Source organism: Shimia sp. FJ5, from assembly GCF_032918335.1.
Lineage (GTDB): Bacteria > Pseudomonadota > Alphaproteobacteria > Rhodobacterales > Rhodobacteraceae > Shimia > Shimia aestuarii_A.
In genome coordinates, this window is the sequence record NZ_JAWJUV010000005.1 from 1 (window position 1) to 13233 (window position 13233).

The window sequence follows — 13233 nt, forward strand, 5'->3', positions numbered from 1 at the left end:
CGCAAGGATACGGTCGTTTCTCTGGGCATCGTGGTATGGCGATCCTATCGCGATGGCCCATCGATCAGAGCGAGGTAGAGGACTTTAGTCGTCGGTTGTGGAGGGATATGCCCGGCGCGCAGTTACCCCGATGGCCGGATGGTCGCCCCTTCCCATCTAGTGAAGCACAAGCCCTGCAACGTCTTTCGAGCGTGGGGCACTGGGTTGTCCCGATCCATATTCCGAACGGGGGAAAGCTGCGGTTTCTCGTGTTTCACGCCGCGCCACCCGTTTTCGATGGGAAAGAGGATCGGAACGGGTTGCGCAATGCGGCAGAAATCCGGTTCTGGCTGCACTACCTCGATGGCGTCTTTGGTGCCCCCGTCCAAGAGCGTTTTGTGATTGCGGGTGTCGCGAACATCGACCCGACGCGCGGGACGGGTCGACGGGAGGCGATACAAAGCCTCCTGAAAGATCCCCGCTTGCAGGACCCAAGGCCTTTGTCCGGGTTTGCTCAAGCCAATACCGTTAATTGGCCGGAGCCCGAGCCTGGCGACATGCGGGCAAGCTATATTCTCCCATCCCACGATTGGAAAATTCTCGGCTCAGGTGTTTTCTGGCCTGCTCCAGATGCGCCTACAGCCGAGTTGCTTTCCTACAAGGACATAGACGCGAGCCACCACAGGATCGTTTGGGTCGATCTTGAGATGTAGCTATGCGCTGCGCAAATGTGCCGTTGCGCGGGAGAGCGCTTCTTGAATCGGCGTCGCTTTGAAATCCGGCAGCAAGGTGTCGAAACGGCTTCCATCAAGTTGGTGGGGCATGTTCCAAAGGTATCTCATCTCGGCGAGGCATTTCCCCATCTTCCAGAATGGCGCAGCAAGTTGGATAGGAAGCCAATTCATCTGATGAACGCGGATCGGCCGTTCAGTGATGGCCTCAAGATTTGAGGCGATGTCTTCGCCACTCAACTGATAGCCGGGAAAGAGCACTTCCTCGGCGCCCGATGGGAAATCGGGTTTCTCTGCGAGCAAGACCGCCGCGCGAGCAAGATCGGGCAGATAGGCCCAAGCGTGGGGAATCCCCGCCTTGCCGGGATAGGTCAATTTCCCGTTGTGAAGTGACTTGACCATGATCTGATCGAACCAGTTGCCCGAGGGCTCGGTGTCGATGAAATCGCCAGCGCGCAGGAAGAGAACGGGTATACCGCTCTCGCGGTATGCACGCTCCATTTCGATGCGGATGCGCCCGAGTGGGTTTGTCGCGTTGTGAGGTGTTTCTGCCATCAGGATCGAAGGGCTTCCATCGCCATAGACATAGACGTTCGCCGGTATGATGACGGTCGCGCCCGTTGCCTGTGCTGTTTCAATGATGCGCCTATGAAGTTCTGGAACTTGCTCTGCCCAGTCCGGATAGGCGGGGTTCCAAGCTGCGACGATCACGTCACAGCCTGTCGCCGCTTTCAGTAGGTCATCCTTGCGCCGATCGAATGCTCTTACGGTCCAACCTGCATTCAAAAAGGCGATTGCGGCGTGGCGCCCAAAGCGACCGTGCCCACCAAGAACCAACACTGTCTTTGTCATCTGCTTTCCCCATCTCCGAGTTCACTACAAGAATGAGGCATTCTATTGTGGAGGTGAATTGCCAATTTTTGTCGATATGATATTCACCAATGAATGGATAATTTGAAGAATATCGACTGGTCTCTCGTTCGCACCTTTCTCGCTGTGGCAGAAACGGGGTCTCTGACGGCAGCGGCGCACAAGCTGGGGTCAAGTCAGCCAACGGTCGGTCGGCAGGTTCATGCGCTAGAGGCGCTTTGCGCCGCAGAGCTGTTTCACCGACACGCCCGAGGATTGGAGCTAACGGATCTCGGGGCGGCGCTTTTGCCAGAAGCGCACAAGATGCACGATGCAATGAGCACCTTCTCAATCATGGCCGCGGGGGCGAGCCAAGCACACGCGGGGGTGGTTCGGATCACGACGAGCGTTTTCATGGCACAATATGCTCTACCACAGATTGTCGCTGATATCCGGCGCGCCGAACCGGATATCCAGATTGAACTTGTCGCGACGGACAGCACGGAAAACCTTTTGTTCAGAGAGGCCGACATTGCCGTGCGTATGTACCGCCCGACACAGCTCGACATGATCGCGCGTCATCTCGGCGATATCTCTCTCGGTCTTTTCGTGAGCGAACAGTATGCGCAGCACAAGGGGCTTCCCAAGACACCGGATGACCTCGAGCACTTCGATCTGATTGGATACGACCGGAACGAGCTTATGATCCAGTCAATGCGTGAAGCCGGTTGGCCTGTGACGCGAGAATGGTTCAACGTGCGATGTGACAATCAAAGCGCCTATTGGGCGCTCGTGGTTGCAGGCTGCGGAATTGGTTTCTGTCAGAGCAACATCGCAAGGTCCACGCCTGGAATGGTGGAAGTGCTGCCGGGCTTGCCCATTCCGGAACTGCCTGTCTGGTTAACTGCGCAGCAGACGATGCGAAAAACCCCCCGCGTTTCCCGCGTTTGGGACTTGCTCGTCGATGGGCTTGCCCCCTTCATTTCTTGATCTTCTCGCCGTCTGCCGATAGGGCAACAGCAAGTAAATTCATCAAGGACGGAAACCCATGAGCAACCCATCCCTTCTTATCCTTGCCGGTGACGGTATCGGCCCCGAAGTTATGGCCGAGGTGCAGCGCATTATTGGCTGGTTCGGCGACAAGCGTGGCCTCAAGTTCGATGTCAGCGAGGACCTCGTGGGGGGCGCGGCCTATGATGCACATGGCGTACCATTGCATGACGATACGATGGCCAAAGCTCAGGAGGTTGACGCAGTGCTGCTTGGTGCTGTGGGCGGTCCGAAATACGATGTGCTCGATTTCTCGGTCAAGCCGGAGCGTGGCCTTCTTCGCCTTCGCAAAGAGATGGACCTCTTTGCCAACTTGCGCCCCGCACAGTGTTTCGACGCCTTGGCAGAGTTCTCTTCGCTCAAGAAGGACATCGTTTCTGGTCTCGACATCATGATCGTCCGCGAGCTGACTTCTGGGTCTTACTTTGGCGAGCCGCGGGGTATTTTCACCGAGAACAACGAGCGCGTTGGGATCAATACACAGCGCTATACCGAGTCTGAGATTGATCGCGTCGCGCGCGCGGCCTTTGAGCTTGCCCGGAAGCGGAACAAGAAACTCTGCTCCATGGAAAAAGCGAATGTCATGGAATCTGGCATTCTCTGGCGCGACGTCGTGACCGAGGTACATGCTGACTATCAGGACGTAGAGCTTTCGCACATGTACGCTGACAATGGCGCAATGCAGCTTGTGCGCGCGCCGAAACAGTTCGATGTGATCCTAACGGATAACCTTTTCGGCGACTTGCTGTCTGACTGCGCCGCTATGTTGACCGGGTCGTTGGGCATGCTGCCTTCGGCGTCGCTTGGCGCTCCTATGGAGAACGGACGTCCGAAAGCGCTCTACGAACCGGTTCACGGCTCGGCCCCCGATATCGCAGGCCAAGGCAAGGCGAACCCGAGTGCGTGTATCCTGAGCTTCGCCATGGCATTGCGCTATAGCTTTGATCAGGGCGGCGAGGCAGATCGCCTTGAAGCGGCGGTTGAGAAAGTCCTCGCTGATGGCGTGCGCACGGCCGACCTGATGCAGGCAGACGGCGGCACACCGGTGTCGACTTCCGAAATGGGCAGCGCAATCATCGCCGCGCTCGACGTGAGCCTCTGAGTCTAGGCCCCCTCGGTCCCCACTGGGACCGAGGGAAAGCCCTGCCGTGCGACCGTTTGGTAGTGCGCGACACGCTCGGCGTGATGAAGGCTGCGCTCTAACCACCGCATGGCATCGGTGTGTGCGAAGACTTCTTTTAGGTTGTAGATCCCCGCGTGTTCTCCAAGGAGCAGGCCCCTTCGATGCTTGTTCTTTCGATGTCGCACCAAGTCGTGCAGCCGGCCTAACCTCGCGGCCTCTTCGCCAAAATCCTGTTCGTTTGCTAGCCGACGGAAAACGGCACCTACCGCAAGTGTCGGGCGTTTGAGCATGGGGTCCTCTATCAGTTCTTTGGGATGAGCGGTTTGTCCCGCCCGATTCAACAGGCGTACCATATGGTCTGTTTGATGTAGCAGGGCAGAGAACGTGCGCTCTTCGTCTGCATTCTCTCGGTCAGGCCGAATATGCGAAAGATAGTCCTCCAGTTCTGTCAGAGCATTTGAAACAGGTGCAAGAGCGGCAATGGCCCGATAGTCCGGTTGCGCCTGCATGGCTTTGGACAAAGCATCGAAAAGCTTGCGCGAGATTATCTCAGTGGCGGCTTGCGCGCCCACGAGCGCAGCGTCAGAGTGCTTGAGTAGGTTCTTGTCTAGCTCGATAATCAGATGTGTCTCTTCAAGGGGGACGAGTTTGGAAACAACCGCTGCGAAACGCGGTGTCAAAGGCAGAAAGAGTACCGTGCCCGCGATGTTGAACCCAGTATGAAACAGGAGAAGTGCGGTTAGTGCATCGTAGTGTTCTGCAACCGAAGTCAAGACAGGCGCCGAAAGAGCCAATAGCGGCAGTGCAAGCAAGGCTGTGACACAGTTAAAGATGAGGTTCGCCACGGCCGTTTGTCTCATGGCGCGAGAACCACCAATCGAGGCAAGGATGGCGGTAAACGTCGTGCCTATGTTCATGCCGATGACAAGGCCGACAGCTTGGAACAAGCCGATTACCTCTCCTTGGAGCATCACAAGCGCCAACGCCATAGCTGCGCTTGAAGACTGCATCACGATGGTCAGGGCGAGCCCAACAAAGATCAGAAAGAGGAAGCCTCCCACGCCATGTCCCTGAAGTAGGCTCGGTGTCACCGTGCCGCTGAGGTCGGCAAGTCCGGTTTGCATGAGGTCCAAGCCGATAATGAGCAGGCAAAGCCCCGAAACAACCCGTCCAAGGCGTTCAGAGGTGCCACGCCCAAGCAGACTTAGCAGACTTGCAGGCAATAGAAGCGCGAATGCGACGTTCTCGAGATTGAGTTTGAAACCAATGAACGAGACCAGCCAGCCGGTCATCGTGGTGCCGATATTGGCGCCGTATACGATCCCGAGGGCTTCTCCCAAAGTTAGGAGGCCCGCACCGACGAAGCCGACCGTGAGAACCGTTGTGGCGCTCGAAGACTGAATGATCGCCGTCCCCAATGCACCCGTCACCACACCACGCAAGGGGGTCGTAGTGAATCGAGCGAGCAACGTTCGAAGTCGGGATCCCGTTGCATCGCGTAGCGCACGTGTCAGGATTTCCATCCCGACGAGAAACATCCCAACTCCACCTAAGGCGTAGAAAAAGTCTTCAGACATGCTCTGTTCTTTTTTCCAAGTCTGACCCAAAGACAGATGCTCTGCAAGAAGACCTGAAAAACACCGCTCTTTCCACCAAAAGGCGCTTGCAAAAGGCATTCCTTAAGGATAATCCACGCGCCACGGTCGGAGTGTAGCTCAGCCTGGTAGAGCACTGTCTTCGGGAGGCAGGGGTCGGAGGTTCGAATCCTCTCACTCCGACCAATTAAACAAGGCGCCTGCGGGCGCCTTTTTGTTTCTAAGATAATGTAAGTGCACCTCTTCGCGCGCCCGGGCTATCTAAGTTCGCGGCATTGATCTCTTCGCAAAGGTGCAACGGGCTTCAACGTGCGAAATCGGAAGCCTTGTTCTGGATATTCGCATGAGACGCATGTTGCGTCGCCTGCCAAGATACTGTCAAATCCGAAGAAATTTCGAGGGGGCAGGTCATTTGATCGAAGTATACGTCAGCATGACGATGGAAATTCTTCACAACGGGCATTTGAAAGTCCTGAAGGAAGCAAAGCGACATGGACGTGTGACCGTCGGTCTCCTGACGGATGCCGCTCTTGAGAACAAGAAAGCACTGCCGCTTTTGTCTTTTGAACAGAGGCGGGAAATTCTCGAGTCCCTCGACTGTGTCGATGCAGTGATCGCGCAGGATACTTGGGGGTTCGATGCTATCCTTGAGCAGTACAAGCCAAACGTCTTTGTGCACGGGGACAAATGGGATGGTCCGTTGCAGGGGATGCGCGACCGCGTGATAGAACAGCTCAAAAGCTATGGTGGGCAATTCGTTGAACTCCCCTATAGCCATGAATTTGATACCGGCAGTATCGCGCCACAAATGACCGCGGCGCTTGCCTCTCCTTATGCCCGGCAGAAAGCATTTCGCCGCCTCCTAGAGTCGCAGAGGTTGGTGCGTATCCTCGAGGCTCATAGCCCTTTGGCAGCGCTCATCGGGGAGAACATGCAAGTCGAACGTGATGGCAAGATCCTTCAGTTCGACGGGTTCTGGTCGAGTTCCTTGACCGATAGTACGGAAATGGGCCTGCCGGACATCGAAGCGCTCGACGTGTCGCGACGCTTGCAGAACATAGACGAGATTTATGAGGTCACGACTAAACCTCTGGTGATGGACGCAGATACAGGCGGCAAGCCCGAACATTTCGAACTGCGGACGAGAACGATGGAGCGTATGGGCATCGCCGCGGCCATCATCGAGGATAAGACGGGCCTGAAGAAGAACTCCCTTCTAGGTACGGACGTGCCCCAGACGCAGGCCGACGTGTCTGAATTCTGTGAAAAGATCCAAGCCGGAATCGAAGGGCAGAAATACAATGGCTTGATGGTTATAGCCCGGCTCGAAAGCCTCATTCTTGGAAAGGGTGTCGATGATGCCCTGATGCGCGCGGATGCCTATGTCGGTGCTGGCGCGGGGGCGGTCATGATCCATTCCAAGGAAAAGGAACCAGACGAAGTCTTCGCCTTTACCGATCAGTTCCGAAAAACGCACCCTGATGTGCCGATTGTTGTCGTGCCATCATCCTATAACCGCGTGAAGGATCATGAGTTGCAGGAGCATGGGGTCAAGGTCATCATCTACGCCAACCACATGCTCCGTGCCTCCTACAAAGCGATGGAGAAGGTGGCGCAGGCGATTCTGGCCAATGGGCGCACCGCTGAAATCGAAGATGATATCATCTCGATCAAACAAATCCTGAAACTGATACCGGGCACCACGTAATGCTAGATGCCGAGGAATTCCTCGCCGACCTTTCGGCATTGGGCGTAGAGCGCTTCTTTGGCGTGCCAGACTCTCTTCTCAGCAGCCTCATTGTTGGCCTCGAGACGCGGGCGGCGCATGGACGTTGCCGGTTCGAAGTCACGGCAGATGAAGGGGCGGCAGTCGGACTTGCAATTGGCAGCTATCTCGGGAGCAAGGTTCCAGCTGCCGTATTCATGCAGAACTCGGGTCTCGGCAACGCCGTCAACCCGCTGACCTCGCTTGCGCACGACAAGGTCTACGGCATCCCAATGCTGCTCCTCGTTGGCTGGCGTGGCGAGATGACTGCAGAGGGTCAGCTTAAGGACGAGCCGCAGCACGTTTTCCAAGGCGAGATTACCTGCAGCATGCTTGAGTTGCTTGATGTGCCCTACGCCGTGATCGGAACCGACGATGAGGCTGAAGGGGTGCGAAAACAGGTGGCCGACCTTTTGAGCCTCTCCGAATTGCAGAGCAAACCCGTGGCGCTTGTGATCCGCAAGAACACGTTCGCTCCAGCGCAGAAACCCGTAGACCAACAGACCGCCCTTCCAACACGCGAAGATGCCATCAAGACAGCACTCGACGCTTTGGGTGCGACCCCGGTTGTTGCAACAACCGGCAAAATATCTCGCGAGGTCTATGAGATTCAGCAGGCCAACAGCATTGGTGGTCCGTCTTTCTTGTCGGTCGGAGGTATGGGACATGCGGTCATGATCGCGACCGGTTTGGCCATGAGTATACCGGGGCATAAAGTGGCCTGTTTCGACGGAGATGGGGCCGTGCTCATGCATGCCGGAAGTCTTGCGACCTCGGCGCGCCAGGACAACCTTGTCCATATCGTCTTTAACAACAGGGTGCACGACTCTGTCGGTGGTCAAACCACGGCAGGACCAGATGCGACGTTGAGCGACCTAGCCACAGCGCTCGGTTATGGGAGTGCGGCACGGTTGACCTCGCTGGAAGAGATCAGGCCCGCTCTGTCCAGGGCGCTCGCATCAAGTCACGCAAGCCTTCTAGAGATCATGGTCGCACCCGGAGCGCGATACAATCTCGGACGCCCCAAAGCCACGCCATCTAATAGTAAGCTCGCCTTTATGGATATGCTTGGACCAAGAAATGACTGATATGCTCTCTGCGGCGCGGATCGCCGCCTACAATACCGAGAAACCGCTCTTCACGGCGGGCCCTGCAAGCCTTGTCTATGAAAACGTGGCGGCCTTGCGCCCTTGTTTCGGGCGCGGAGACCAAGCCTTTCTAGATAGCTACGCGCGCGTGCTCGACATGGTGTCCAAGTTGGCCGGGCAGGACAAGACAGTGGCTATGCAAGGTTCGGGTACAAGCGCGATCGAGGTCATGATTGCCAATTTTCTCTATGGCAAGGTGCTTGTGGTCGACTCGGGCTACTATGCGCAACGCTTGCACATGATCGTCGAAAGCCGTCGCAAGCGGGACGGGTTTATTCGCAAGATAGACATTGTGAACTGGCAAGAGATCGACCATGTGGGTGGCTCCTATGATTGGGTCCTCGCTGTCTACACGGAAACCAGCGAAGCCACGCTCGTTCCCATTTCTGGCCTTGCAAATCTGGTGCGTCGGGTCGGCGGCAAGCTTGCCTTGGATGCGACGGCGTCTATCGGTCTTGAAACCGGGCACGACGCTGCAGATGTCACTGCGTTTAGCTCTTGTAAGGGGCTTTTCGGCCTGACCGGAGCCGGGTTCATTTCCTATTCTTGCGAGGCGGAGAATGCGGTCGAGGACATGATCGCCGACCTTTCGACTTATGCCGACAAGAAAACGACAGGCCCGTACCATGCGATCCTGTCTCTCGAGCCTGTTCTGGAAAACCACGCCGATCACCGTGAAGCTGTTGTCATCAACAAGCGGGTCTTTTGTGACCGGTTCAGTGACCATCTGCTCTACAGTGCAGAGCAACAGCCTTTGCTTTGTACGGCGCTCGATGTGGGGATACGGGCAACGGATTCTCAAGCGGTGCTCTACGCTCCTCGCCAAACACGCGCGGCGAGCATCACATGCCATATCGGTGAGGTCCATCTTGGTGCGCGGGCAGAAGGCAAGATCGTCGACCTCCTCGAGGTCGCGACCTAGATGCTGCCAATCGTTCAGGGGTGGGTCGCGCCGGGGCGGCTTGTGCTTTAGACAGTCTCTATGAAAAACGAACCTCTTTTCGAGATATTCCTGCAGGCGACGCCGGGTCTGGAAGTTGTGTTGCGTGACGAAGCCGTCGAGGCGGGATTTCGCAAGCCCAAGGCAACCGCCGGTGGCGTGCGATTCCGGGGGCGTTGGAGCGATGTCTGGCGCGCCAACCTCGTGCTGCGCGGTGCAAGCCGAGTGTTGGTGCGGATTGCTGCGTTTCAGGCTATGCATCTGACGCAACTTGAGAAACTGGCTTCAGAGCTGCCGTGGAATAGGTACCTGCGCGCGGACGTGCCGGTGCGGGTGGAGGTGACGACGCGGCGGTCGAAGATTTATCATGCGGGGGCGGCGCGGGAGCGGGTGGAGCGGGCTTTGGGGAGCCGTGGTCTTGCGCTGAGCGAAGACGCAGCGGTCTCGGTCCGTGTCAGAATTGAAGAAAACCAATGTGTCTTCTCGCTCGATACCTCGGGCGAGCTTCTGCACAAGCGCGGCTACAAGGAGGCCGTGGCCAAGGCGCCAATGCGCGAGACCCTGGCGGCGCTTTTCTTGCGCGCGGCTGGCTTTGACGGGGCGGAGCCGGTGCTCGATCCGATGTGCGGCTCTGGGACTTTCGTGATCGAGGCGGCGGAGATGGCAGCAGGGCTCGCGCCGGGGCGGGCGCGGTCCTTTGCCTTTGAGGATCTCGTGACGTTCGATGCCGATGCATGGGCAGAAATCCAAGCGGAGTTAGAGACAAAAACAGTCTCTAACAAAGGGAAAATACGCTTTTTTGGCTCTGACCGAAATGCCGGTGCGATCGAGGCGGCGCGGGCCAACGCTGCGCGCGCCGGGGTCTTGGAGCAAACCAATTTCGAGGTGCGCAGTGTCGGTGATCTTGAGCGGCCGGAAGGGCCTGCGGGGCTTGTCATTGTGAACCCGCCTTACGGTGCTCGGATCGGGGACAAGCGGGGATTGTTCGCGTTGCACAGTGCCTTGGGTCAGCGGTTGAAAGAGCATTTCCAAGGCTGGCGCGTGGGGATTGTCACCACCGAAGAGAGCCTGGCGCGGGCGACGGGGTTGCCGTTTGAGCCGCCCGGTCCGCCGGTTGCGCATGGCGGTCTGAAGGTGCGTCTCTACCAGACGAAACCGCTCTGAATCCAACGTCGGTATTACGTCGGTATTGCGTCTGTATCGCGGTGGTGCGGATTTCGCGCACCGTCAGTGCCGGGTGCGCTGATCCCAGATGATCGTGTCACCAAGGCGGGTCAGGTGATGCACGCCTTCATCCTCTGACATCTCGAGGCCGGGAGGCGTCTCGGCCGGGCGTTCCTCGAAGGCCTCGGGGGTCAGGGTGACGATCTCGCGGAATGCCATACCTTCGCCATAGTACGCGGTGCTATCTTGAACAGCGCGTAGGAGGCGTCCCTCGTGACGGAATACGCCACCGGCGTTGCGCCCGGTGCCGCCACGGGCGGTGACGTCATGGCCCTTTTCGTTGATCGGGTGGGCGATCCAGTCGCCATTCACGGGATCGTCGCTATGGAAGATGGCGAGGTATCGATACATCCCGCCCGGGCAGGGGCTTTCGAGGGATGTCAGGAGCCAGAAGCGCCCGTCGTGTTCGAAGAGGACGCTATCGGCGGCATTCACATCCCAGAGGATGACGCGGTGGCGCTGCCATTCGGCGGGGAAATGGCTACAGCGCCAAAGCTCCAGCCGTCCGTTCTTGCCGGTTTCGGGAAGCATGTAGAGATCTCCCTCGTGACGGAACAGGAAAGGAAAGGAGGTGTGCACGCCGGGATCGAGCACCGGGATTGTGCGGCCCTGCGGATCAATCAATGGCAAGGCCGAGAGCGCGGCGCGGTCATCGAAATAGTTCAAGTCTTCGAAGAAGGCCCACAGGATGCCGTTCTCCTCGATGAGGAAGGGGTCGGCGTAGTAGTGCCCGAAGGGAGCCTTGATTGTCTTCGTGGGACCGTCGCCTGTCTTGTAGTGGAGGATGAATTCCTCTTTGTACATGCGCCAGAACGGATTGTGGTCGAGATGAAAATCATCGAGACGATAGAGGAACTGATCGATGCGTTTGTGCAGGCGGTAATAGGCGCGGGCGAGAAAACCGGCCCAGAGAGGGAAATCCGGTTTGAGCTTGTTTCGGGTCGAAAGCAGGCGGGTTGGGCGGCCCGAACTAATATCGACATCTTCTTCGGGCAATACGATCTCGCCGCGACAGACCGGCCCGGCAATGAGAGCGTTCATGACGGCCTGATCGTTCATATGCCGTTCGATGCGTTGCGTCGGGCGGATGGTTTCGAGGTCGCGAGCATGGTTCGCCCAGTCCTCGACGAGCGCACGAATGCGGGGGGCTGTGGCGTCGAGGCCCACAATCCCAGTCACGCATTCACGCATGCCCCAAGTCCAGCGTGGAGCGCCAAGCCGGTCGAGCACCTCGGGGTTGCAACGTTCCTGTATCGGGGCCTGTCCGCGTAAGAGATAGAGACCGTTGTCGCGCACGTGGGCGAGCATCGCATCTGGCCGGGCGAGCGGGATATTTGCGCTATCCATCCAGATCACGGGCCCTTGGGCGGCGGCGACCTCGCGCCAGATCACCTCGGGCTTCCACGCGTAATTGCCGTGATGCGGCGGGTAATGCGGCGGAAGGGTCTCGAAATCGAGGGTTTCCCAGCGCAGCCATGGGAAATGTTCGGTCAGAGAGGTGCGTTGCGCCAATGTCATGCCGAGATCGTAGACCACCCATTGCGCATCCCTCGTCCAGCCTTTGCGGTGGGCTGCGCCAAAGAGTTGGTGCAGGCAACGCGCATAGCGCGCGTCGGCGCCGGTCACGTAAAGGGGTTGGGGGTCTGTCATTCCGGTTTTCCACTCTGTCTGAGGTTACTTAACCGGGTTTTTGCCGGGTTTGCCAGTTCGTGGTTTGCCTAAGGCGCGGTGACTGTTAAAGCCCTTGTCCTGAAGCGTTCTGCCAGACCCTGAGACTTGGTTTTGGGCAAAACGCTTTTGAAAGAAGGAAGTCGGTATGGGCCTGGCCATTGGCGTTATCGTGGGGATTTGCGGGTTGGCCGTGCTCGCAGGGGGGGCATGGTATGTGCATCACCTGTTCGAGGGAGAGCGCTATGTCCGAGATCGGCTCCGTGAGCGGCGGCTGGCCGGAGCGAGCCTTGCCGAATGGGACGCGCGCTGGGCCTTGGTCGAGGACAAGGCGGATATTGTTGTTAGCCTGACCACGATCCCGAGCCGGATTGGCGTCATAGACCATGCGCTCAAGGGGCTTCTTGACCAGAGCCGGCCGCCAAGAAAAATCGTTCTCAATGTGCCGTACCGGTCGTTGCGCGAAGATTGTGCCTATGAGGTGCCAGAACATCTTGAAGGATTGCGCGGCATCGAGATCCGGCGCTGTGAGGATATGGGCCCCGCGACCAAGGCGATCCCGACCTTGCTTGCCGAAGAGGCGGATCAGGTCGTGATGGTGGTCGACGATGACCGGATTTATCCGCGCGATGCCGTGGAGGGGATCGAGAAGGCGGCGGCGGCGCTTCCCGATTGTGCGGTTTGTTATGCGGGGTGGACCGTACCGGAAACGCTTGTGGATGCGCCGACGACGATCCGAAGCAATCTTTTCATGTTGCCGCCCGCGCCATTGCGGGGGACGCGCCTTCGTGTGCCGCGTGAGACCGACGTGCTTCTTGGGGTGTTTGGTTATGCCCTGCGGCCCCGGTTCTTCGATCTCGCGGTGTTGGCGGATTTCTCCGATATCCCGCGGGCCTGTTTCTTCGCCGACGATGTGCGCACGAGCGCGCTATGTAAGGCCCCGAAGATGGTCGTGCCGACCCGCGGTCTAAGCTTTATTCCGCGCAAGGATTGGGGGCAGTTGCAGGATACGGCGCTTGGCCACATCAACGCGGGCGATGGCAGCCTTGAAAACCGCTCGAACACCATTGCGATCCGGCACTATGCCGAACGGTGGCGCGTCGGTGGTCCATCTCTGGCCAAGGCGCGGGAAACCCGGTAGCGTCAGCGACAAAAGACGAG

Annotated in this window: 11 protein-coding genes and 1 tRNA gene; 9 read left to right on the forward strand and 3 right to left on the reverse strand. The window is 58.1% G+C overall.

Annotated elements, in window-relative coordinates; all coding sequences use genetic code 11:
• Positions 1 to 692, forward strand: a 692-nt coding sequence (locus R1W01_RS15125) for an endonuclease/exonuclease/phosphatase family protein (protein WP_317275304.1), incomplete at its 5' end; no start/stop codon positions are given.
• Here the strand turns inward: R1W01_RS15125 and R1W01_RS15130 are convergent.
• Positions 693 to 1562, reverse strand: a complete 870-nt coding sequence (locus R1W01_RS15130) for an NAD-dependent epimerase/dehydratase family protein (RefSeq protein ID WP_297758218.1) — start codon at positions 1560 to 1562, stop codon at positions 693 to 695.
• A 93-nt stretch (positions 1563 to 1655) separates the two neighbouring features.
• Here R1W01_RS15130 and R1W01_RS15135 point away from each other — a divergent pair, with 93 nt between their 5' ends.
• Together R1W01_RS15135 and leuB are read left to right on the forward strand one after the other, a co-directional pair.
• On the forward strand, positions 1656 to 2549 hold the full coding sequence (locus R1W01_RS15135) for a LysR family transcriptional regulator (protein WP_297758215.1): 894 nt from the start codon (positions 1656 to 1658) through the stop codon (positions 2547 to 2549).
• A 58-nt stretch (positions 2550 to 2607) separates the two neighbouring features.
• A complete protein-coding gene (gene leuB, locus R1W01_RS15140) occupies positions 2608 to 3711 on the forward strand; it encodes a 3-isopropylmalate dehydrogenase (protein ID WP_297758212.1) in 1104 nt (367 codons plus the stop codon).
• Between the two features lie 2 nt (positions 3712 to 3713).
• Here the strand turns inward: leuB and R1W01_RS15145 are convergent, their stop codons facing one another.
• A complete protein-coding gene (locus tag R1W01_RS15145) occupies positions 3714 to 5309 on the reverse strand; it encodes a Na/Pi cotransporter family protein (RefSeq protein WP_297758209.1) in 1596 nt (531 codons plus the stop codon).
• Positions 5310 to 5436: 127 nt separating this feature from the next.
• Between R1W01_RS15145 and R1W01_RS15150 the strand changes: the two genes are divergently transcribed.
• The 5 genes from R1W01_RS15150 to R1W01_RS15170 all read left to right on the forward strand — a co-directional run bounded on the left by R1W01_RS15150 (position 5437) and on the right by R1W01_RS15170 (position 10344).
• A tRNA-Pro gene (locus tag R1W01_RS15150) sits at positions 5437 to 5513 on the forward strand.
• Between the two features lie 226 nt (positions 5514 to 5739).
• Complete coding sequence (aepX, locus tag R1W01_RS15155; protein WP_317275305.1) at positions 5740 to 7035, forward strand: phosphoenolpyruvate mutase; 1296 nt, start codon at positions 5740 to 5742, stop codon at positions 7033 to 7035.
• Positions 7035 to 8180, forward strand: coding sequence for a phosphonopyruvate decarboxylase (gene aepY, locus R1W01_RS15160; RefSeq protein WP_317275306.1), 1146 nt, complete (start codon positions 7035 to 7037; stop codon positions 8178 to 8180). The genes aepX and aepY overlap by 1 nt, the downstream gene beginning before the upstream one ends.
• Complete coding sequence (locus tag R1W01_RS15165) at positions 8173 to 9162, forward strand: hypothetical protein (protein WP_297758203.1); 990 nt, start codon at positions 8173 to 8175, stop codon at positions 9160 to 9162. Before aepY ends, R1W01_RS15165 begins: the two co-directional genes overlap by 8 nt.
• 60 nt (positions 9163 to 9222) lie before the next feature.
• Positions 9223 to 10344, forward strand: a complete 1122-nt coding sequence (locus tag R1W01_RS15170) for a class I SAM-dependent RNA methyltransferase (protein ID WP_297758200.1) — start codon at positions 9223 to 9225, stop codon at positions 10342 to 10344.
• A 63-nt stretch (positions 10345 to 10407) separates the two neighbouring features.
• Here the strand turns inward: R1W01_RS15170 and R1W01_RS15175 are convergent, their stop codons facing one another.
• Positions 10408 to 12054 carry a hypothetical protein gene (locus R1W01_RS15175; RefSeq protein WP_297758197.1) on the reverse strand — a complete coding sequence of 549 codons (1647 nt, stop codon included), beginning with the start codon at positions 12052 to 12054 and terminating at the stop codon, positions 10408 to 10410.
• Between the two features lie 166 nt (positions 12055 to 12220).
• On the opposite strand from R1W01_RS15175, the gene R1W01_RS15180 reads away from it, so the two are divergent.
• A complete protein-coding gene (locus R1W01_RS15180; RefSeq protein ID WP_297758195.1) occupies positions 12221 to 13213 on the forward strand; it encodes a hypothetical protein in 993 nt (330 codons plus the stop codon).
• The last annotated feature ends 20 nt before the right edge of the window (positions 13214 to 13233 follow it).